Source organism: Bacillus sp. M5A3_1b (assembly GCF_053345335.1).
Genome location: NZ_JBKEZY010000010.1, coordinates 121,601 through 143,792, shown reverse-complemented (window position 1 = coordinate 143,792; position 22,192 = coordinate 121,601). Strand labels below are relative to the sequence as shown.

Here is a 22,192-nt window from a genome sequence, read left to right as displayed (position 1 = left end):
CAATCCTATACGCGAGAGCAATACTATGTTGACACTCAAACGAGTGTCTTTTTTTTATGAATTCATAAAATAAAACCATCTCTTATAGATGGTTTATCAACACACATTTCTTTATATTCTTAAAGTAATCGCAAGTTTATGAAGTTAGATAATAAATGGTCATACTTAACCGAGTTAGCGTTCGTCCGGAATTATAATACGAGTGCGATTTATCCGCCTTAAAGCGAATTGCATCCCCGCTATTTAATTTATATTGACAATCATTTATTTCAATTGTCAATTCCCCTTCAAACACCGTAATAAATTCTTCGGTCCCTTCTTTATGGCCTTCCGAACTTAATTTTCCTTCCGTTTCAATTTCAACCGTATAGATTTCAAAGTTCCTATCATCTTGAAAAGGAAAGGAAGGATACACTTTATATCTCCCATTGTCTTCTGATAATACTTGTACATCATTTCGTAAAACAACTTTCGTATCTGGTTGCGGATTATTGATTAAAGAAGTAAAAGACACTTTCAAACCATTAGCGATTTTCCATATCGTTGTTAATGTTGGGCTTGACTCTCCTCGTTCAATTTGTCCAATCATCGTTTTACTCACACCTGTTAATTGAGAGACCTTTTCTAAACTCATTTTCTCTTTTTCACGTATTGTTTTTAAATTTTTTGCTAAAATAAGTTGAATTTCTTCCATAAGAAACACCCCTATACTATATACAATATAACGACCGTTATGTATAATAAAAAGCACACGTTATATTGTTCTTTTCGGTCATTATAACACACACTAAATATTTAGGGGGTTTTGAAATGCCTATATTTTCTTTTTTGTTATTTGTTTTTATAAGTAGCTTCACACCCGGACCTAACAATTTTTTAGCTATGACATACGCCAATCAACATGGTTTAAAAAGGAGTATGCAATTTTGTTTTGGAGTAGCTTTCGGGTTTTTCATCCTCACTTCCTTATGTAGCTTCTTTAATATTGTACTAATTAATATCCTACCCATAATCGAATTCCCTTTAAAAATTTTAGGTGTAGCATACATGCTATATTTAGCTTTTAAAATACTCACTAGTAAAACTAGTACAGATTCCGATGAAAAACATAATAAAAACTTATTTACAGTGGGGATTTTTCTTCAATTTGTCAATCCTAAAGGGATACTATTCGGGCTGACTGTAGTGTCAACTTTTATTCTCCCTTACTATAATTCATATTCAAGTTTTCTACTTTTCTCATTATTTCTAGGTGTAGTTGGATTAATGAGCACATTTAGTTGGAGCTTATTTGGTTCCATGTTCCAAAAACTTTTATTAAAACATACTAAATCATTTAACATCATTATGGCCGTTTTATTAGTTTTCAGTGCTATTTCAATTGTAATCAATTAAATTCAAATTCTAAATTTCTTTTCTTTTTAAAAATATTGCTACGATGCCCAATGAATTTCCCACTTACATGCATTACTTATCAATTTTCAAGGCGAGCGTCTCCTATATCTAACCTTATTCATACGAGATAAAAATTTTAAAAGAGGATTACTCATTATAAGTAATCCTCTTTTTCGGACTATTGATTTTTAAATATTCTGTTCCACTAAACTAAAATCTTTACTTAACTTCATACCACCAGCCTTTACGATCAAGATAATCTGTCATTCCTTTAAGTTGCGTATCTGAAGTTGGTTCAGAGATAAAATATGTTAAACCATCAGATTGTAAGATGAAGTTAGCTGTCATTTTTAGTGACGTTAATGCTCCCATTACATCGGGTGTTTCATATGGTGAAAAAGCTCCTGATTGAATGATATTTTTTTGGGCTGGCGGAGTTGTCCCACCAGATTGCCCCGTTAATGCATATACAATTGAATTAGCAATCTTATCTGGATCCCATTTTGCCATATCTGCTTCATTATCAATAAATCCAAGTTCAATTAAGATTGCAGGTGCTTTCGTATTCGCTAATACATAAAGGTCTTTTTGCTCCTTCGCGCCACGATTTGACCAGCCAATATCTTTTGAAAGTTGCGCTGCTATCTTTGCTGATAAAGCTTGTTGGTCTTAATACAGTACTTCAACACCATTAGCATTCGTATCATATGAGTTTAAATGAAATGAAACTACTAAGTCTACATCATGTGAGTTTGTTTTAGATACAATGTTATTTAAATTTTGCGCTTGTGTTGTCCCTACTTCATCAGTATCATCATAAACTGTATGCCCTAATGCTCTTAATTTAGCAACAACTGCATCCTTAACTTGGCGATCCATAATATGTTCTTTCCGATTCCCATAATTTGCACCCTGTACAATACTATTGTGACCTCCATGTAAACTATATCTAGCCATTGTTCAACATCCCCTTTTTTATTAATATATCCAAAGCTCGTCTTATTGTCCGGCCAAATATCAAGTAAAGCTCCAGCAAACAATAATAAGGGCACTAATCTATTTTTAAATTTTTAATTCTAGATTATCTATTCTCTAAAACAAAGGACTCATAAATAAAAACCACAACTAAAATTTTCAAGTTGCGGTTTTTACGCATTTAAACTGTTAATTTCAAAATCTTTTTATTATAATACACAAAAATACGTTATAATATAAGCTACTGTTCTTTAGGAGGGGTTTAATGGCCGATAAATATAAATTTTTAATACTCATTGTTACAGCATTTTTTTCTTCCTTTTCCTTAATAAAAGATTTCCGTAACATGTCAAAAAGTTTCTTTGGGGGGAGCTTTGCAATCCTAACAAGCTTTATATTATTATTAACTCACGCCTTAGAGTTAACTCCAATACATCTCTATTCAGCCCAGATGGCTCTTGAGATTATTACAGTACCACGTAAATTACTTCTTCCATCTGGCACTGAAGTTGCTATTTTTTGCTAACCATTCGTATATCTAAAAATTTCAAGTCTATATTTCTAATTAACTTTATAAATATAAAAATGCGGTTTCTCCTTCCTAGAGAAACCGCACTATATTAAATTTAAAACTGACTAGTATACTAATCTCATACATCGCTGTTTTTTCGTTCATTGATTCCATTTGTTTTGTGTAAAAGAAAAAGCACCCAAATGGTTACTTTTTACCGAATCATCTATTTCTATATCTTTTTCTTCTGCTTCTTTTTACTTCCTTTATTTCTCCTTGCTTAACTAGTTTTTCAAAGTATAAACGTACTAGATTATAAATACTCTCTTTCCGCTGATTTCCCTGTTCTTCTTGATTCTTCATACGGGTGCACAATGCTTTGTAGTTTTTCAGCTCTTTCACCACAAGTCATCGTATCTTTTTTTATCGATGTCTTCAAAAAAATGACAATTGATTGATTCATACGATACGGCTCCCCTCCGTTCGATCTGCTCTGCTGAACTTTTACTTCATCCCATTTAGAGAGCAGTTAGCTTTTGCTAGCTGTTTTTTTATTTGTAACCCTGTTAAACAAGCTTTCATATAATATAGTCATTCCTTTCTTAAAAATTAAGCTAGTCACTGGAGTTATGAAAATAGGATTAAATCCTATAACCTTTTTAGAAATCATTCATATTTTATTTCTGAAAAAGTGCTTTGTTTTATAAAAAGGTGGTTGCGGAAACAACCGCCTTCTTGTTTATGAAAAAAGGTTTATTTTCATGAATAAATTCACATTATTCATATATTGTTTTAAATTTGTTACCTCCGTCATATAATAAAAGTTAAATTTCATATTTTTGGAATTTGATTAACAGAGCAGGAGGAAAACTCAATGAACAGTCTTTACGACAGAAGACCTATTAGCACTTTAACTGTAATTATTGGTATCTTTTTAATTCTTATTGCTTACGTAGGTTTGGTTTATGCTAGTCTACCATTCAGTTTTACATTTATAGCCCTTGCTGGTTTCATTTCTCTATATTTAAACTATGGTACATACGGAATTAAGTCAGCGTTTAGTCCCCTCCAAAAAGGAGCAATTAAATTTATTTTAATTGGTTATATATGGAATGCAGTCCAAAGCTCACTTGTTGCAGTAGTAATCACATATGGTTTTGACTTTCCGGTTGCTGCTAACGGAGCGACTAATATTTTCGTAGACAACACAGCTGCACAATTCATCTATAACGCTATAGATATTATATTTAGTTTAATCGGTGAAGAATGTTTCGTTTTAATTCCATCTATACTAGCAATATACTTTTTGAAAAAACATAGAGTAAATGAGAAACGATCAATGATTATTGTTACAATTATTGGAGCATTCTTTTTTGGTTTGGCACATTATTCTACATATAACGGTAACCTCGTTCAAATTTTCTTTGTTATTGGTTTAGCTAGATTGCCACTTAACTGGGTTGCATTTAAAGCTAATTCATTATGGGCCAGTTCTATCACACATATCTTATTTGATTTCACACCATTCATAGCAGCATTATTATTTTCCGTCCTACGCTAAAATAATGATTCAGGAGCACTTTTCAAAAGTCCTCTTTTCACACCCCTATAAAATAACGCTTTTATTCCAAAGTTATATTGTTTTAAATTATCTATTCTACTTCCCTTCTCTTATTCATATACCGAGTTGTTTATTCATAAATTAAAAATAATTGACATAATTGAATGGAGGCTAACTATGTCTTTTGCAAATATTATTAAATACGGACGCGTTCCGCACTTTAACTCTAACTTCCCTTTGATTTTATTTTGGAGTCAGAAAAGTGGATGTACTTCACTTGCACATTGGTTTTTTTATCAGATAAATTTATTTAAACAAGCCATAAAATACGATTCCTTCATCCATAATTATGAAAATGAAATATATAAAAACTCCTCCGACTACTTTATTGAACTAGCTGCCGCTTTATATACAAATGGAAAAGATTCCTATAAATTAGTGAGAAACCCTTATACAAGAGCTGTAAGTTCATTCTTTTCACTAATTGCCCCCCCTCACATAGAAAACCCAGCATGGAATCCTATTCGGCATTTTTATTATGGTAATGAATTTTGTAATAAGCCTATTTCATTTAAAATCTTTCTCTACTATTTAAAAGCGAAAATGATAGATTTAGAACAAGTAGATCCACATTTAATGCAGCAATATGAACCAGCTGAGGAGGAGTTTGTCACAAAATATATCTACCTTGAAAATTTCTCTACTGAAATTGTGCGCTTAGAACAAACATATCAATTAAAAACTTCTCCTTTACACATACTAACTAAATCATGGCATCATCAGAAGGACAGGGCGATTTTTAGGGGTGATTTTGCAGATGCTGATATTACCGACCCTTTATTCCCACGCCTCCCAACATACGATAGTTTTTATGATCATGAAACTATCCAATTAGTACAGGATATTTTTAATAAAGATTTTAGCACGTACAATTACCCATTAACTCCTTTAAAAAATAAGTGATTTTCTAATTGTAGTTTCCTCATAAAACTCTCGTAATAAGTTGAGACACTGGAAACAGTGTCTTTTTTAATAACATTCAAATTGTATTATCTGTTAAATCATTAAAACGTATAAATATAACGTGAAACACTCTTTAAGGTTGCCGTCTTTCGCTCTATTTGTTCCACTGCCGTTGTGTAATCAAAGTTCAATTAGTTCACTATTATATAAAAACATAAAACACTCATAATGAACGCTTTTTACTCGTTATTAGTCAAACTTTAAACCCGAATAATCAACTGGTATTAGATACAAAAACTTCAAGTTCAAAGCGATTAGTCCCAATTGATAAAAAAACAATTGAAGCATGATAAAAACATAAAATTATAATAAACACTGATAAATTAAGACTTGGTCAAGTGAATATGGATTGAGATTTAGTTATTAGCCACCAAAAGAGGTACATGGGGTTGTCGTGGTGGATTTCATGATATTTTTAAGGCTTATTAAATAAAATCTGAATTTTAATGGTTAACGTCTTACTCATGCAATACTTTTTTGGAAACAATTTGTACATCACAAAATTGCACGTGAACAGTTGGGGCATAAAGATATTTTCATAACCTTAAACCGCTATTCACATGTTTTACCGTGGATGCAAGAAAGACATAGTTAAGACATTTAGTGAACGAATATTTGGATAGTAATGTTTACAAATATAAAAATGCGATTTCTACTATCTAGAGAAACCGCATCATATCAAAGTTCTTATTAAATTTTAAACTGACTCGTATATAGGTCAAAGTAAAATCCTCTATCTTCCATAAGAGATTCATGATTCCCTCTTTCCATAATACTTCCATCTTTTATAACTAGGATTTGATCAGCTTTTTCAATCGTTTTCAATCGATGAGCGATTACAAAACTTGTTCGACCTTTCATTAAATTATTTAGTCCTTCTTGAATTTGCAATTCTGTTCTCGTATCAATATTTGATGTTGCTTCGTCGAGAATTAATATATCTGCATCTGCTAAAATCGCCCGCGCAATCGCAAGAAGTTGTTTTTGTCCTTGACTTAAATTCGATCCTTCTGAAGCAATTTTTGTTTCATATTGATTCGGTAAATGTTTAATAAAAGAATGTGCAGATGCTGCCTTAGCTGCATTGATTACTTCATCATCACAAGCATCTAATCGACCATAACGAATATTATCCATAATCGTCCCAGCAAATAAGTACGTATCTTGTAAAACTACTCCTATTTTACTCCGCAACGAATTAATATCATAATCTTTTATATCTTTTCCATCGATATGAATTTGCCCTTGCTGTATATCGTAAAAGCGAGTTAGCAAATTAATGATTGTTGTTTTGCCCGATCCAGTTGGACCAACTAAAGCAATTGTCTCCCCTGGCTGTGCCTTAAGACTCACTTCTTTTAAAATCGTTTTATTTTCCTCATAACCAAATGAAACATTCTCGAGTGCAACATGCCCTTGTAAATTTTGTACAATGCATGCATCTTTTTTATTTTGAATTTCTGGTACTTCATCCATAATTTCAAAGACACGTTCTCCACCAGCAACTGCCGCTTGAATTGTATTCATTAAAGTGGCGAATTGACTTAGTGGTCTTGAGAATTGACGAGAATAATTAATAAAAGCCGCAATGACACCTACTGTTGTCATTCCATTTAAAACCATAATTGATCCAGTCCCAATTACAAGTCCCATACCTAAGTTATTAATAAAGTTCATACTCGGAAAAATAAAAGCTGAAAATGTATCCGCCTTCGTAGCTGAAATTCTTAGTTGTTCATTAATTTTATTGAAATTTTGTACAGTTTCTTTTTCTTTCCCGTATAACGTTGTAACATCCGCTCCTGTTATAGCTTCCTCAATAAAACCATTTAATTCTCCTAAATCTTTTTGTCGCTTCGCAAAGTTTTTACCACTATAAGCAACTAGTTTTTTTGTAACGAAAAACATAATAGGTACTGTAATTAAAGTAACAATCGCCAATATCCAATCTAATGCGAACATCGCAATCGTTACACCTATAAAGGTTAATGCAGATGAAATAATTTGTACCACACTTTGTGTCAACGCTTGATTCAAATTATCTATATCATTTGTCACACGACTCATTAAATCCCCTTGCGAACGTACATCAAAAAAACGTAAAGAAAGCGTTTGGATTTTCTCAAAAATATCTTGTCGTATTTTTTGTATCGTTTTTAATGCAACATTAACCATGACAAATGTTTGTAACCAAGTTAACAATACTGTTACACCGTAAATCGCGATAAGTAACAAACACATTCTCGCCGTACCGCTTAAATCTTTCGGTACAATATATTGATCTATAATTACTCCCATTAAATAAGGACCTAATAACCCAAGTAACGTCGTAACAAATACTAAAAATATAACGAACGTAAGAGCAGCCTTTTGATACCCCATATAGTTCCATACTCGCAATACAGTTCCTTTTGTGTTTCTAGCTTCACCCATTTTAGGCGCGTTACGCCCACCTTTATTAGCAAATTGCCCTTGAAAATTACGCATGTTCTTTCCCACCTTCTTTATGTAAATTGCCACCTTGGGAAAGATAAATTTCTTGATATACCTCACATTGTTCTAACAATTCTTCATGTGTACCATCACCAACTAATTCACCGTTATCTAAAACGAGAATTTTATCAGCATCTATTATAGATGAGATTTTAGAGGCAATTAATAATGTTGTTGTTCCTTTATATTCTGTTCTTAATGCCGATTGGATGTTAGATTCTGATTTCGCATCAACTGCTGATGTAGAATCATCTAATATAAGAATGGATGGCTTTCTCACAAGTGCCCTTGCAATTGATACACGTTGTTTTTGTCCACCTGATAAATTCGTTGCACCTTGTGTTAAATGATATTGATATGAATCTTCCAACTTGTTAATAAACTCAGTCGCACAAGCTGATGAAGCCGCTACTTCCAGTTCGTCATTCGTTGCATTTTCTTTACCATAACGTAAGTTCTCTTCTATGCTACCTGAAAACAATAATGCCTTTTGAGGTACAAACCCGATAGAAGCACGAAGTTTTTGTAAATCGTATGCTCTAACATTTATTCCATCAATGCATACTTCCCCTTGATCAACATCGTATAAACGCGGTAACAGTTTTGCTAAAGTAGATTTACCACTTCCTGTAGAACCGATAATTCCTACTTTTTCACCTTTACATATGTTAAATGAAATATCTTTTAAAACATATTCATTATTTTTCGTGTAACTATAACTAACATTTTTAAAGTCAATTTCTCCCTCGATTTGCTTAGGTGCAACCGCATTTGTTTCCGTCGTAATATCAGCCTCAGTATTTAAAACTTGCTGTACACGATCCGCAGATGGAAATGCTCGCGCGATTTGCATAAATACCATACTTATAGACATAAGTGACATTAAAATAATATTCAAATAGTTTATAAACGCTAAAATAGCTCCTACTTGAAGCGTTCCATCAAATACTTTTTCTCCACCAATCCATAATGTTGCGACAATCCCGCCGCTTACAACTAACATAATGATTGGCATCATTATGGAAATAAGCTGCACCGCTCGAATATTTATCTTCGTTAAATTTGTATTAACATCTCCAAACTGAGTAATTTCATATTTTTGTCTTACATACGCTTTAATAACACGTACTCCAGATAAATTTTCTTGTAGCTTTGTATTCACTTTATCTAATGCTTCTTGCACTTTTTTGAACGTTCCGCTCGCTTTACTTGCAATGAATATAATCGCAAGTAATAAAATTGGAACAACCACAAGTAATATAGGAAATAACTCACGTGCTGTTACAAAAACAATTATTATACTTCCGATAAATAACAAAGGACCACGAACAAGTACACGTAATGTCATCGTCATCGCTGCTTGAATAGAAGTAACATCATTTGTCACAATCGTTAATAACTTTCCAGTTCCAAACGAATCACGATTTTCACTTGAAAATGTTTCTATTTTCGCAAATACATCTTTTCGTATATCTGTAGCGAAATTAACAGCTGCTTTTGTAGAATACATCATACACCCAAGTCCTCCAACTAAACCGAGTGCTGCAGCTCCTATCATAAGAAGCCCCATTTTTATTACATAATTCAAATCACGATTTGCTATCCCAACATCAATAATATGTTGCATAATAGTCGGTTGAATTAAGTCCATCGCAACCTCAAGTACCATAAATAGCGGTCCAATAATTGCGAAGAACAAATATGGTTTTAAATACTGTAATAATTCGCGAAATGATTTCATACTTAATCTCCTTTTTCCCTATGAAATTACCATTTAATAATTCATACCCTCCTTACTTAAGCCATATATTTTTTGATTTTTCCAGTACTTCTATTATATTATGCAAATTAATATTTAACATTATTAAATGATAAGCATTAATGACTTTCTGGTCAATAAATGTGCTTTATATTACACAAATAGAAAAACCGTATTCTTAAGTAGAAAGAATACGGCTTTTCATCTATATCTCTTCAATTGTAAAATCTAAAAACTCAGTCTCAAATCCATTGTTTTTAGAAGGACTACACGTGTAAAAACCTATTTTAACAGGCGCATTCCCTATATCCTCCATCAAATGGGCAATTCTTATTTGTTCCCATTGACAGCTATTTTTTACATATATTATATAATCGCCACGTTTACGAACAATTCGAAAACGAAGTTGCTCGTTAGCTAATTCTGTTGGAAAGTCTTGTGTTGACCAATCAGAATATCCATTATTCGTTACGACAGCTCCTAAATGAGAAGGGCCATCTGGAATATACTCTAATGAAGTTTTCAACCAACACTTTTCCGAAATCATAACAAAAAGACCTGCTTGATCGTATTTTGAATTTGGATTCATACACAATTGAACTTCAGCTTGAAAGTCTGTCATCATTTCATTATAAAATACATGACCATTCATTACTTCAAAACCATAATGTGTTTTAAGCCAGAAATCTGTTTCTGCTTTGGAACAGACGATAAACGACCGGTTGTCATTAATTTTATAATATTCAGGGACATTCATTATAGTGAGCTGCTCAACATGTTTAGGTATATACGATATATTCATAATTCCTCCATAATAAAGCCTTTATACAAACATTTAAAACTCCGCTAATACAGGAAATTTATAACCTTTAAAATCTAACTCTTTATTACTTCGAACCATTAAATACTTATTAGACTGTAATTCTGTAAATTGTACATCCTCAATCCCTAATTGATCTGGTGAGAAGTAAAATTCGATTTCTGTAAATCTTTCAGCGATTTCTCCGCATATTTCATCTAAAACTGGAATTACTGGTGCAAATACTCCATATAATTTCAACTTTTCATTATCTACTTCATACACAATTAGAGCATCTAGTTTCTCTGAATAATACAATTTCCCATTCCATCCCGAATCATACATATTCAAATAAAACGAAGGACGGAAGTTTAATGTTGAAAAATTATTTGAAAGTCTTTGGCTACTATCAATAGTTTCATGTATTAACTTTCTATCCTCTTCCATATAATAATCTAATTTTCTAAGTAAGGAGTCATTATTATTCTTTTTATCATATAGAATAGTCATCAAATACTCCTGCACAACTTTAAACCCAAATGATGTATATAGTTCCGGTTTTTCCGTAAATAATAATGTACATTCACATTTCTTATCAATTTCTTCTATCATTTTACTTATTAATTGTGTCATGAGTCCTTGTCTACGAAAATCAGGGTGAGTCATTACCGTTTGAATGCCGGCTGCATTTATTCTTGCACCATTTACTAGCAACGGTAGCGAAAATACCGCAACATTTGCAATCGCTTTATCGTCATGTAAAAATGATAAAGCTTTGTATGTATCATCCCAATAACCTCTCTCTGAAAAATCATTCAATGTTTGAATTGTAATTCCAAACACTTCTTCAAATAAAGGAAATAACTGCTCTCTTTTTGGTTCTTCTAAAAGAAATTTCTCAAAAATTTCAACATTCCCCATGTTGTCCCTCCATACGTTAATTCCATCAAATTAGATTTAGTTATATAACCTGCTCTTAATGTAATAGGTCTTACCAATCAATATACTATCATAAAATATAAAAAAAGAGTCTAATTAATTTTATGTTTTGACTATTCGAAAATAAGTCGAATAAAACAATATTAAGATTTTTGAATATTAATAAGTTTATTATATAAAAATAGTGCTTTCTACTTCGTTTTTACTCATAGAAATGCACCATTTATAAAAAAATATTTTTTATTATTTTTTTCCTTCTAGTCTCTCCCTCGTATTAATTTCTTCTCCTCTCATTCGCTTTTCAAATGTATTTCTCCAACTTGTAGAAAGTGCATGTACTTCTAAGATCCTTTTTAGCCCTTCCATATTTTGTTTTTCCTTATGCATAATACGATTAGCAACTGCTACTGTAACACCTTTTGGATCAGACTTTATTAACTTTAACGTATCAGCAGGTGATACCCATCCTTCTTTTAATACACGAAAATAAAATCCTGTATATCCTGTTTCTTGAAAATAAAGTGGTAACTTTGGAATATTGTATTTCTTAGCTAATTTAAAACAAGGTTGTCTTGGCTGTGTTACTTGTACAATTGCTTCTCCAATTTGAAATGTATCACCAATACAAACATCCTCTTCACACAGACAATTAATTGTTATATTTTCTCCGAATGCTCCATATACAAGGGCTTGATTCAACTCTTTTTCCCAGTATCTATAATGTTCTCCAGAATACACACAAACTGCTTTATCTACTCCACCATGATGAACTAAGTCCGCTTGCCCATCTCCATTAAATTTTAAAAAGGATAAAAACACCGGTTCCCTTACTTGCTTCTTATTTATACCTGTATGAATTACCTTTCCGCCGTATGTAACCTCTTTTGGTAACCCTATATTTAAAGATAGTACCTCATATACTTTATTCATCTTAATCGCTCCTCTTACTTACCCTACAATTTTTCAATAAATTAATTTATACTTTCAAACTCTCTGTCTATTTTTCATTTAAAATGACAAAAGGTTAGCAAATGTAATAACCACTCAAATATCCTTGCTCCGATACTTATCTATCCTTACTTCAAAACTTTTCAATCCCTCTCTAATAAAGTGATTATAAGCTCAACAAAATCATTGTTCAATCCAATTATTTATATAATAATGATAGGTATAACCTATCATTAAACTTGAGGTGATTCCAATCGAATTAAGACAACTTGAATATTTTTTAGCTGTTTCAAAAGAATTGCATTTCACAAAAGCAGCTGAGAAACTAAATATTTCACAACCTTCTCTAAGTCAGCAAATACGTGCATTAGAACATGAAGTAGGAATGCCGCTTTTCGATCGCATTGGTAAAAAAATATCTTTAACTGATGCAGGAAGGATTTTATTATTACATAGTAAAACCATTTTTCATGAAGTCGAACAAGCTCGTTCCGCTATTCAAGACTTAAACGGATTACAGCAAGGTTCCTTAACAATAGGCTCTTTGTTAACCGTCGTAAATTATTTACTACCACCAGCTATATTAAATTTTAATCATTCATATCCCAATATAGAGCTTTCTGTATTAGGGCTTCGTACAGGAGATATTCGTGAAAAATTATTACAAAACGAACTAGATATTGGCATTACATTTCTCCCGGTGCAAGATAAGGAGATTATTTCTATCCCTCTATACAAAAGTGAACTTACATTAGTCGTACCAACCGATCATCAATTAGCTGAACGTAATCATGTATCTATTGCTGAATTACAGAACTACCCTTTAATTCTTTTACCTAAAAATTTCTTTTTAACCGAACTAATTACATTTCATTGTCAAAAATTTAACTTTAAACCAAAACCAATTTTAGAAATTAGTACGATGGAATCTTTAATCCAAATGGTTTCAAAAGGAATGGGAATTACATTGTTACCAAAACCGTATATAGACTTTTTACAAAATAAAAACATTCGAGCTATTAAAATAGAAAATCCTACTCCTACAATAGAAATTGGCCTTATTTATAGAAACGATAAATATATGTGTGCTGCAACTCGAGAGTTTATTGAGCAACTAAAAAGAACAGTACATTCTTTACAAAGCTAAACGAACAAAAGAGATTATCCTATTGAAACCGTTTCACAACGCTCTAGTAGAATAATCTCTTTTCAAAACAAAATACAACATAACTTTTAAACTCAAATAAATTTCAATGTACCTTTTTAGATATTGGAATATATTTCGTACAATATGCCCCGACTAGTAATAAAACAATTGAAATTAACCAAATAAAAATACCGCCAAAGTTTAACCAATATGCAAGCAAATTTAAGATTGCTAGTGTAAAGAAACAAATTGAAGTTAACGCACTCTTCAATCCTTTTACCCCTGCTTTTTTTCTTTTTTCATAAGTAATATACATTGAAATGGCAACAAATAAGATAAGAACAATCGGTAACATTACTTTTAGCAATGGCAATCCCTCCCGTACATACACCTTACTATTACCATTTTATCTCATTTATTCTTCTTGAATCAATTAATAGCGTTCTTCTCTCCAAAAGTCAGTATACGTTTTATTATTAAATTTCACATTTACCTGAGAAAATGAAAGACTTCCTCCAACTTTCAATGAGTACCAGTCGTTGAATAGTGGAGATCCGAAGCAAATATTCATTGTACGATTATGCAAATCAAATAAGACAGAATGCAAAGTTCCAAACCATTCTTCATAATTATGTACTGTCAGCCCAGTAGGATACTCTCTTTCTACTAATTCTTTTAAAGAATCCATGCTCACTTGTTCATTTCGATTTAAATGTTCATACAATGTGTAATATCTGTTTGTAGATTGTTCTAATCTTCTATTATTCAATTTTTGAACAGATAAACTAATTGCATGATTTGTTGATACGATAAAATCTTGGTTTTCCTCATCAATTGTGGTTATTGATTTAAAACCGTCAAATATTTCAATACGTGCTGCGTCTAAAGGATCTGCTACAATTAGATTAATATTACTTGCAATTGGCATTTCATCGACTATTGATATCGCCTCCTGCACATTTTTACATTTCTCCAATAATACTCGAATTACCGCAAAGCATTGTAAACCACTTAACACTGGCTTTCGTAAGCCTTCAATATTCCCTACTGGTTGACCACATGCTGAAAATGTAACAGCTAGCCCATGCTCGTTAACTCCTTCTGTTCGACCGAAATAAAAAGTAGAAAAGCCACTATGCACATATGCACCTTCAACATGTGTTGAGCAAAAACGCATATCATCTATTTTTGGTGACAAATCATAATTTCTTAATACATATGTGTGCTTTGAATCTGTCTTTTTAGGTAATACGACACAATGACTACATCCTGCTTTTAATAGTGTTTGATAATAATACATCAGATTTCTAGCAGGAATTTTCAACACTTCACAAAACCCTTCAATTTCTTCATTAATTCCTGGACAATATTGATTTAATATATTTCTAGATTCTGTCCAATAATTATCTGATACTAAATGTTCTTGCTGTATAAATTGTGGAATGAGATACGGATGATTTTTCACAAACTCTCCTTGTTGCTTTCCAATATCATAATGACTTCCTTTTAATGATGAAAAGTACCCCTTTACTTGGTACATCTAAATCCCCCCTTACATCTAATTTATCCATATCATACCAAATGAATTTTATTCATTCTTGATGTTTTTTACTGTCTTTCAAATCAAATTTGGCTGGAATAAAGAAAACAATTATAAAATAAAAATTAGGAAACTGTAATCATTAACAGTTTCCTAATTTACCTATACTATATTATCCCCTCTTCCACCAACGTTTCTGCAATTTGAACCGAGTTCCAAGCGGCCCCTTTTAATAAATTATCGGAAACAATCCAAAGATGGAATCCTTTTGGTGTATTAGGGTCTTTTCTAATTCTCCCGACAAATGTATCTATTTTCCCTTCTGCATATAATGGCATTGGGTACAGCTGTTCACTTGGATTATCTTGCAGTACAACACCTGGTGCATCCAGCAACACTTCTCTTATTTCTGCAACAGTTGCTTCTTTTTCAAGTTCTATATAAACCGATTCTGAGTGCCCGGATACGACCGGAACACGCACACAAGTAGCTGCCATTTTCAAGTTTTGGTCCTCCAAAATTTTCTTCGTTTCTTGAATCATTTTTACTTCTTCAAATGTAAAATCATTATCTGCAAATATATCTACTTGAGGTAATACATTAAACGCAATCGGATATTGTTTTTTATCTTTTTTCGCTGGCAGTATAGTACTCTTAACCTCTTCACCTTCAAGCATTGACTTTGCCTGTTCTTTTAATTCATGAATCGCATGAATTCCTGAACCTGACACAGCTTGGTATGTGGAAACAATAATTCGTTCCAATCCGAATACTTTTCGAATTGGTTGAAGTGCCATCACCATCTGTAATGCTGAACAATTCGGAACTGCTATGATACCGTTATGCTCCTTTAAAGTGTGCGCATTTACTTCTGGAACAACGAGTGGTACATCGTGCGCCATTCGGTATTCACTTGTGTTATCAATTACGATGGCACCACTAGTGACTGCGTGATTAACAAATTGTCTAGACACTTCTCCTCCAGCACTAAAAAAGGCAATATCTACACCTTCAAAGCTAGTTGCTTTTGCCTCTTGTATCATTATCTCTCGTCCTTTAAATTGCACTAACTTGCCAGCGGATCGTTTTGACGAAAGCAATGTAACTTCAACTATATTAAATTTAGTTTCTTTTTCTAACAGTTCAATAATTTTCTGTCCTACTGCACCTGTAGCACCAACTACAGCTACATGATAGCCCTTTTTGATCATCATTTCTCCTCCAATATAATTTAAATGAATATTTCTATAATTTCATTTTATAAAGAATTTAATCATTTGGAAAATTGAAATACGTGATATAATCATTCACAAATCATGATAATAAAAGAGGGATAGCTTATGGAAATGAGACATATTAAAACATTTTGTGCCATCGTTAAGTATGGTAGTTTTTCTAAAGCTGCTCATGCGTTAGGTTATGCGCAATCTACTGTAACAGCGCATATGAAAGCATTAGAAAACGATTTACGTCTCCCTCTATTCGATCGATTAGGGAAAAAAGTACTTCTTACAAAAGCAGGTCATCAATTTCATCCTTATGCTCTAGAATTACTAGCTATTTATGAAAAAGCGCAAGAAATCCCTCAAAATAGTGATGATTTAGAGGGAACTTTAACGATTACATCTAACGAATCATTAGCAGTGTACCGATTACCACAATTATTACGTATGTACAAACAGGAGAATCCGAAAGTAAATATCATACTGGAAACAACTACAAACGAACAAGCAATGAATAAGCTACGTGAAGGAGAAACAGATGTTATTTTCATAATTGGAGAAAGTATGGAACATAATGATTTTATTACGCGTACTTTTTGTAATGAAGCATTTGGATGGATTTTAACTCCCCATCACTCTACACACTCTAATCCATTTTGTTTACTAAATGATACTCAATTTATCTTTACAGAACAAAGCTGCGGCTATAGACCGATGGTAGATCGGTTTTTACGTCAAAGCGGAAATATTCCAGCTAAAACATTTGAAACTTCCAACGTTGAAGTCATTAAACAATCTGTGATGTGTGAGTTAGGAATTTCAATTCTTCCTTACATTGTTGTACAAGAAAGTTGTCAAAAAGAACAACTCTGTTTTCAGCCTATCGAAACTTCAACAGTTATTCAAAGCCATGTAATCTATCATAAATCTAGATGGATTTCACCCGTTTTACAATCGTTTCTTTCCTTACTAGAGCGAGACTAAAATGTGCACAAAAAAAGAGTAACTGCCTAATAAGCACTTACTCTCTTCCAATATTATCTTATTTATTAGTCTGTCCCCCATCTGCAATTAATTTACTACCTGAATATGTACCTTTTTGCATAAACAATTGATTAATTAACTCTTTTTGTTCCGCTTCTGACATTACTCCTTTTCCTTCGCCTAAATTCCCGCTTTGTAATTTCCAAATCTTGTTGTGATCTGCGTCCATCTTTTCATATTTCCCTTGTTTCCATCTCTCTAAAATATCTGCATATGTATTTCCTTGTACTAGATCATTACTCTTTACAATATCAAGTAAACTTTCAATTCGTTCTTGTGTGATAAAAATATAGCCCCACTTTTGATCAGCTTTCGTTTTTTGATGTGCCATTTCATGTAATGCTGTCTGTATGTTCTCATCTGTCCATTTAAAATTTTTATTAAAACCGCTATTTGGTAATGAATGATTGCCATTTTCTAAAAGCTTTGCATCTTCAGCTTTTACATTACTATCAGCTAGTACTTCTGCTGCCGGAGCAGCTGGTGATGCCTTTTTCGCAGCTGGTTTACTATTATTTAGATAATACAGCATACCATATGTTACACCTACGCCGATTACCGCCATACCAGCTAAAATACCTATTATTTTAAAAAATGTTTTCATCTTGCTTGTTTCCTCCCACATATCCCATTCATATTTTCTATTTCTTGAACCACATATATATTTCCTTATATTATAGTTCTTTTCTTTATCAATTGAAAGATTATTCTGTCAAAATATCCATCTTTTTCAAATGCAGATCCATCTCTAAGCATTTCGTTTTAATTTTATAAAAATATATGCTAGTCTACATATTAAGGAGATGAATAAATATGAGTTTATTGTATAGCGGTTTAACTTTTTTAAACTTTGACGATACATATTTATTACAAAATAAACTTCATTCTTATTCCCATGAAGATATTGATTTTAGTCATTTAGAGCACGCAAACCTGTATTGCGAGACTCCTTCTTTAAAGCGTATAAAACGGGAGTTATATCGTAGAAAGAAAAGAGGAATCACCTTTATCGGTTCTGGAAATTATCATTATGTATCTTATTTGCTACTAAAAGAAATAGATGAACCATTTAGCCTTATTTTATTTGATCATCACACTGACATGAACTTAAAAGAAGAAAATGAACATACTCTTATTTCTTGCGGGTCATGGGTATCGTTCGCACTTCAAAATAACCCAAAATTAAAGAAAGTAATTATTATCGGACCTTCTTCTTTAACCATTCATTCTAATGATTATTCATGCGTAGAAGTATTCCCGATAGATACAACTTATGAAGTATCTACACATACGATACTTTCGCATATTCATACAGATACTATATATGTAAGCATTGATAAAGATGTTTTAGATTCAAAAATAACTATTACAAATTGGGATCAAGGACATATGAAACTTTCTACACTATTAAAATGTTTACATTCTCTTATTAGGAATAAAAATGTTTATGGTATCGATATTTGTGGTGAACTACCGGTTTATCCTTCTCAGCTCTTTCTAGCTAAATTTGCAAATGCTATTAAGAAAAATGAAAAAGCAAACTTACAAATTTTAAAATCAATATATAATACATAAAAAAACAACGAGTACCTTATAAGGCACTCGTTGTTTTTATGCACGATGTTCTTTTAACCACTTCGTAATCGCATCTAACCTCAAAACATCAAAACGTCTCTCTTCACACACATTTAAACTATTTAAACTTTTCACAATTTCTAATTCATTCGATTTTACACTTTTCGCATCAATCATTTTGCAATATCCGTCTGTAACAGCATTTAAATTTTCATAATAACGTTGAAACGATTTTGATATATGTAAATGTTTTTCAAAGTTTCTTCTTCTTTTTGTCTCGTCAGATTCTTTCCGTTTTCTCAGTTCTTCATCATTCGTATATAAATAAAAATATTGATCGGGAAAACCAATTTCCCTATGTATCAGCTTTTCTTTATAAAAGTTTTCTATTAAAGATAACGGCTGATTAAATATATCAAAATGGAAACACCAATTATAACTAAGTGGTTGATAAATGTCGCCATCAAGTATTACTAATTCATATTGCTCTGATTTCTGCGCTGCTATTTTCCAGTGCTCTACTTGTTTTTCAAAATACCATGTTCTATGTTCGTTTTTCGGTCTTTCAAACAATAAATTCACTTCAGGTATAATGTACGCACCATAATTTTTTTCTAACTCACGACACGTGCTACTCTTACCAACCGCACTTGCTCCCTCAAGCGCTATAATCCCCATAGTTTCTCCCACTTTCATTAACTTAAATCTCTTTGCTTTGCATTTTTTCCCCATAACTGTCTCCATAAAACAATGGAAGCGATAGAAAGCATGATTGTTGTAATGATACTCCCCTCAATACCGAACGAGCCCCCATGAAGGACTTCCGATCCTTTTGTTACAGGTTTAAAAAGTGGTGTAGAATACATTGCCATTCCACTTACTGCAAATCCGAATACGTTATATTGTGCCCAATTCCAAATGGAATGCCATGCGCATATCCCCCAAAGACTACTATCTTTCAAAACGTAAAAAGCTGCAAATACACCAACTAATATTATATTCGATATTGAAAGAATTGTAATACCTGGATTTAGTAAATGAAGAAAACCAAATAAAAACGAAGTCACAACAATCCCAATCCATATACGACTTCTAACAGAAAGGACGGGAAATAACCAACCTCGAACAACAATTTCTTCTGTTGCACCTTGTATTAAAAAAGCAACTAAAGATCCCACAATTCCAATTATAGCGGTTGGCGTAATTTGTTGCATTTGTAGTTGTACAATTCCTGTTAATAAAAGTATCATTACTGGTATTGAAATGAAAACAAACCCTAATAATGCACCTCTCAAATATTTTCTTATCCACTGATTTCTCCAAAACCCAATGGATGAAATTGATCTTTTCTCTACAAATCTAACCCATAAAAAAACAAAAAATACAGCTCCGCCAAACGTCAATATCATCTCAATGTCACTATAAATTGCCTTCATTAAAAGTGTTTCTGCTTTCGGTAAAAACAACATAAGTAACATGAACAATTCACCTAAAGTTAAAAATACAATTGCAAGTATAACAGCGAATACTGGATGAATTTTTCTTCTTCCTTCTTTGGCTGCTTCAATTATTTTAAATTGAGTAAATTGCAATATTCTCGCCTCCTTAACAAATATATTAATACTATATATTGTTTCTCTAATGCAAACTTTCAATAAAAATGCTCTCCGTTTAGCATAAACCTAAATTTGGAATAATATATAAATAAAAGAGATGACTTTGTGCGTTTTACTATTATCACCAAGATTATTCACTGGTATTACCAGCACTTGCTATTTCCCACCATTTGTTGTAAGATAGTAATTAAGGTCAATTTAACACCATATTTCCTTTGCATATTATCAAGTATCAATCAGGATTATTTTGTACTCCTTATGGGTGTTTGATAATATGTGAACTTTTATTTTTCATTCAAATAAGGCCGATCATATTGTAATCTTTTTAAATTTTAGGAGGCATTACCATGACATTAACAGGTAAAGTAAAATGGTTTAACAGCGAAAAAGGTTTCGGTTTCATCGAAGTTGCAGACGGTAACGACGTATTCGTTCACTTCTCAGCTATCACTGGCGACGGCTTCAAGTCTCTTGACGAAGGTCAAGAAGTTAGCTTCGAAGTTGAAGACGGTAACCGTGGACCTCAAGCTAAAAACGTTGTAAAGCTATAATTCAAACAATAAAAAGGTTGTTACCAGCTCGGTTAACAACCTTTTTAATATATAACTAAAATTTTTTACATAAAAGGAGTGGTTATATGTATCGCAATCGAAAGAACGATGTAGCTGAAGTACCACCAGAACAAACCCCTGTCTGGGAATGTGAATCAGAGGATTGTTTAGGATGGATGAGAAAGAATTTTTCATTTGAAGAAGAGCCTAAATGCCCTTTATGTAAAAGTAGCATGAAAAGCGGAGAACGTTTATTACCTAAAATAGGTTAATTTTTACTTACCCCCTCTTTTATAAGAGGGGGTTTTTATTATAAATTTATATCCTCTACATCCGTTCGAACTATAGAATACAATAGTGCATCATGTTGCTTATTTCCTTGATGAATATAGCCACGTAATAACCCTTCCTTATGAAAGCCTATTTTAGATAACATTTTACAAGAAGTAACATTTTCAGGGTATGTAATAGCTCCAATTCTAAATAAGCCTAAATCTCGAAATCCATAATGAATAATTTCTCGAGCCGCTTCTGACGCATAACCGTTCCCCCAATAACGAGGATGTAAGTCATATCCAATTTCAGATCGTTTACTCCATAGTTGTAAATTATTTAATCCAATTGTACCCACTAAAGTATTTGTTTCTTTTAATACAATCCCCCATCGTATTGCCTTTTTCTCAAAGTAATTTTTTGAAAAAGATTCAATCATACGTGAAGCTTGTCCAAACTCCGTAAAAGAATTCATACCGTAATAACACGTTACTTCATCCAATGAAAAGATTTCATATATTTTTTGACAATAAGATTGTTCTATTTCAACTAAACGCAAACGTTCTGTTTCTAATATAGGAAACGCCACAGGATCACTCCTTTCTTTCTACTCATTCATTATAGCAGAAAAAGTATTTATAATTAGGAAAGTCCTCAATGTCCCATTTATCAAATATTTCTAGAGAAGCTTATCCTCTTAATTCAATACGAACTAAAAATAACCCTTCTTGCTTTTGCATGATTAGAAAAAATAAAGAGGTGATCAAAATACTATGATCACCTCTTTATGCTCTAGTTTTATAATTAATTGTATTATTTT

24 protein-coding genes and 1 pseudogene are annotated in these 22,192 nt (G+C 32.3%); 9 read left to right on the top strand and 16 right to left on the bottom strand.

What is annotated here, in order from left to right:
* Positions 1-136 precede the first annotated feature (136 nt).
* Complete coding sequence (locus ACLBWW_RS23335; RefSeq protein ID WP_095205742.1) at positions 137-751, bottom strand: helix-turn-helix domain-containing protein; 615 nt, start codon at positions 749-751, stop codon at positions 137-139.
* Between the two features lie 59 nt (positions 752-810).
* Between ACLBWW_RS23335 and ACLBWW_RS23330 the strand changes: the two genes are divergently transcribed.
* Positions 811-1,395 (top strand): LysE family transporter, encoded by a 585-nt coding sequence (locus tag ACLBWW_RS23330; protein ID WP_048546797.1) that lies wholly within the window; start codon positions 811-813, stop codon positions 1,393-1,395.
* Positions 1,396-1,614: 219 nt separating this feature from the next.
* Here ACLBWW_RS23330 and ACLBWW_RS23325 read toward each other — a convergent pair whose 3' ends face one another.
* Positions 1,615-1,743: an N-acetylmuramoyl-L-alanine amidase C-terminal domain-containing protein gene (locus ACLBWW_RS23325; RefSeq protein WP_371400338.1), complete on the bottom strand. Its 129-nt coding sequence runs from the start codon at positions 1,741-1,743 to the stop codon at positions 1,615-1,617.
* Between the two features lie 92 nt (positions 1,744-1,835).
* Positions 1,836-2,352, bottom strand: a pseudogene (locus ACLBWW_RS23320) (N-acetylmuramoyl-L-alanine amidase); the annotation flags it as partial.
* Positions 2,353-2,635: 283 nt separating this feature from the next.
* Here ACLBWW_RS23320 and ACLBWW_RS23315 point away from each other — a divergent pair.
* Positions 2,636-2,896 (top strand): hypothetical protein, encoded by a 261-nt coding sequence (locus tag ACLBWW_RS23315; protein ID WP_447614268.1) that lies wholly within the window; start codon positions 2,636-2,638, stop codon positions 2,894-2,896.
* 298 nt (positions 2,897-3,194) lie between these two features.
* Here the strand turns inward: ACLBWW_RS23315 and ACLBWW_RS23310 are convergent, their stop codons facing one another.
* The gene (locus ACLBWW_RS23310; protein ID WP_176518836.1) at positions 3,195-3,344 is read right to left on the bottom strand and encodes a hypothetical protein; all 150 of its coding nucleotides are present in this window, start codon (positions 3,342-3,344) and stop codon (positions 3,195-3,197) included.
* A 411-nt stretch (positions 3,345-3,755) separates the two neighbouring features.
* Here ACLBWW_RS23310 and ACLBWW_RS23305 point away from each other — a divergent pair, with 411 nt between their 5' ends.
* Entirely contained in the window at positions 3,756-4,442 is a 687-nt protein-coding gene (locus ACLBWW_RS23305; RefSeq protein WP_098132870.1) for a CPBP family glutamic-type intramembrane protease, read from the top strand.
* Positions 4,443-4,619: 177 nt separating this feature from the next.
* Complete coding sequence (locus tag ACLBWW_RS23300) at positions 4,620-5,405, top strand: sulfotransferase family 2 domain-containing protein (protein ID WP_098068859.1); 786 nt, start codon at positions 4,620-4,622, stop codon at positions 5,403-5,405.
* A gap of 750 nt (positions 5,406-6,155) precedes the next feature.
* Here ACLBWW_RS23300 and ACLBWW_RS23295 read toward each other — a convergent pair.
* The 5 genes from ACLBWW_RS23295 to ACLBWW_RS23275 all read right to left on the bottom strand — a co-directional run bounded on the left by ACLBWW_RS23295 (position 6,156) and on the right by ACLBWW_RS23275 (position 12,385).
* Positions 6,156-7,952, bottom strand: coding sequence for an ABC transporter ATP-binding protein (locus tag ACLBWW_RS23295; RefSeq protein WP_447614267.1), 1,797 nt, complete (start codon positions 7,950-7,952; stop codon positions 6,156-6,158).
* Positions 7,945-9,699 carry an ABC transporter ATP-binding protein gene (locus tag ACLBWW_RS23290; RefSeq protein ID WP_447614266.1) on the bottom strand — a complete coding sequence of 585 codons (1,755 nt, stop codon included), beginning with the start codon at positions 9,697-9,699 and terminating at the stop codon, positions 7,945-7,947. The genes ACLBWW_RS23295 and ACLBWW_RS23290 overlap by 8 nt, the downstream gene beginning before the upstream one ends.
* 223 nt (positions 9,700-9,922) lie before the next feature.
* Complete coding sequence (locus tag ACLBWW_RS23285) at positions 9,923-10,519, bottom strand: DUF1349 domain-containing protein (RefSeq protein WP_098076231.1); 597 nt, start codon at positions 10,517-10,519, stop codon at positions 9,923-9,925.
* Between the two features lie 33 nt (positions 10,520-10,552).
* Positions 10,553-11,437: a GNAT family N-acetyltransferase gene (locus ACLBWW_RS23280; protein ID WP_048546786.1), complete on the bottom strand. Its 885-nt coding sequence runs from the start codon at positions 11,435-11,437 to the stop codon at positions 10,553-10,555.
* A 261-nt stretch (positions 11,438-11,698) separates the two neighbouring features.
* Positions 11,699-12,385 carry an MOSC domain-containing protein gene (locus tag ACLBWW_RS23275; protein WP_098076233.1) on the bottom strand — a complete coding sequence of 229 codons (687 nt, stop codon included), beginning with the start codon at positions 12,383-12,385 and terminating at the stop codon, positions 11,699-11,701.
* A gap of 262 nt (positions 12,386-12,647) precedes the next feature.
* Between ACLBWW_RS23275 and ACLBWW_RS23270 the strand changes: the two genes are divergently transcribed.
* Positions 12,648-13,550: a LysR family transcriptional regulator gene (locus tag ACLBWW_RS23270; RefSeq protein ID WP_098123710.1), complete on the top strand. Its 903-nt coding sequence runs from the start codon at positions 12,648-12,650 to the stop codon at positions 13,548-13,550.
* Between the two features lie 103 nt (positions 13,551-13,653).
* On the opposite strand, the gene ACLBWW_RS23265 is transcribed toward ACLBWW_RS23270, so the two are convergent.
* The 3 genes from ACLBWW_RS23265 to ACLBWW_RS23255 form a co-directional block, all read right to left on the bottom strand.
* Positions 13,654-13,917 carry a hypothetical protein gene (locus tag ACLBWW_RS23265; RefSeq protein ID WP_048546781.1) on the bottom strand — a complete coding sequence of 88 codons (264 nt, stop codon included), beginning with the start codon at positions 13,915-13,917 and terminating at the stop codon, positions 13,654-13,656.
* A gap of 66 nt (positions 13,918-13,983) precedes the next feature.
* A complete protein-coding gene (locus tag ACLBWW_RS23260; protein ID WP_048546780.1) occupies positions 13,984-15,090 on the bottom strand; it encodes a C45 family autoproteolytic acyltransferase/hydolase in 1,107 nt (368 codons plus the stop codon).
* A gap of 167 nt (positions 15,091-15,257) precedes the next feature.
* On the bottom strand, positions 15,258-16,301 hold the full coding sequence (locus tag ACLBWW_RS23255; protein WP_048546777.1) for an aspartate-semialdehyde dehydrogenase: 1,044 nt from the start codon (positions 16,299-16,301) through the stop codon (positions 15,258-15,260).
* Between the two features lie 129 nt (positions 16,302-16,430).
* Here ACLBWW_RS23255 and ACLBWW_RS23250 point away from each other — a divergent pair, with 129 nt between their 5' ends.
* Positions 16,431-17,297 carry a LysR family transcriptional regulator gene (locus tag ACLBWW_RS23250; protein ID WP_262721003.1) on the top strand — a complete coding sequence of 289 codons (867 nt, stop codon included), beginning with the start codon at positions 16,431-16,433 and terminating at the stop codon, positions 17,295-17,297.
* A gap of 58 nt (positions 17,298-17,355) precedes the next feature.
* Here ACLBWW_RS23250 and ACLBWW_RS23245 read toward each other — a convergent pair whose 3' ends face one another.
* The gene (locus tag ACLBWW_RS23245) at positions 17,356-17,982 is read right to left on the bottom strand and encodes a PRK06770 family protein (protein WP_116300182.1); all 627 of its coding nucleotides are present in this window, start codon (positions 17,980-17,982) and stop codon (positions 17,356-17,358) included.
* A 188-nt stretch (positions 17,983-18,170) separates the two neighbouring features.
* On the opposite strand from ACLBWW_RS23245, the gene ACLBWW_RS23240 reads away from it, so the two are divergent.
* Entirely contained in the window at positions 18,171-18,932 is a 762-nt protein-coding gene (locus tag ACLBWW_RS23240; RefSeq protein WP_098222467.1) for an arginase family protein, read from the top strand.
* 36 nt (positions 18,933-18,968) lie between these two features.
* On the opposite strand, the gene ACLBWW_RS23235 is transcribed toward ACLBWW_RS23240, so the two are convergent.
* Both ACLBWW_RS23235 and ACLBWW_RS23230 read right to left on the bottom strand, forming a co-directional pair.
* On the bottom strand, positions 18,969-19,610 hold the full coding sequence (locus ACLBWW_RS23235; protein WP_098222477.1) for an AAA family ATPase: 642 nt from the start codon (positions 19,608-19,610) through the stop codon (positions 18,969-18,971).
* A gap of 17 nt (positions 19,611-19,627) precedes the next feature.
* Complete coding sequence (locus ACLBWW_RS23230) at positions 19,628-20,524, bottom strand: CPBP family intramembrane glutamic endopeptidase (protein ID WP_098977828.1); 897 nt, start codon at positions 20,522-20,524, stop codon at positions 19,628-19,630.
* A 371-nt stretch (positions 20,525-20,895) separates the two neighbouring features.
* On the opposite strand from ACLBWW_RS23230, the gene cspD reads away from it, so the two are divergent.
* Both cspD and ACLBWW_RS23220 read left to right on the top strand, forming a co-directional pair.
* Positions 20,896-21,099 (top strand): cold-shock protein CspD, encoded by a 204-nt coding sequence (gene cspD, locus ACLBWW_RS23225; protein WP_000176365.1) that lies wholly within the window; start codon positions 20,896-20,898, stop codon positions 21,097-21,099.
* Positions 21,100-21,185: 86 nt separating this feature from the next.
* Positions 21,186-21,371 carry a cold-shock protein gene (locus ACLBWW_RS23220; RefSeq protein ID WP_000286202.1) on the top strand — a complete coding sequence of 62 codons (186 nt, stop codon included), beginning with the start codon at positions 21,186-21,188 and terminating at the stop codon, positions 21,369-21,371.
* Between the two features lie 38 nt (positions 21,372-21,409).
* Here ACLBWW_RS23220 and ACLBWW_RS23215 read toward each other — a convergent pair whose 3' ends face one another.
* The gene (locus ACLBWW_RS23215; protein ID WP_046954301.1) at positions 21,410-21,961 is read right to left on the bottom strand and encodes a GNAT family N-acetyltransferase; all 552 of its coding nucleotides are present in this window, start codon (positions 21,959-21,961) and stop codon (positions 21,410-21,412) included.
* Positions 21,962-22,192: the final 231 nt, after the last annotated feature.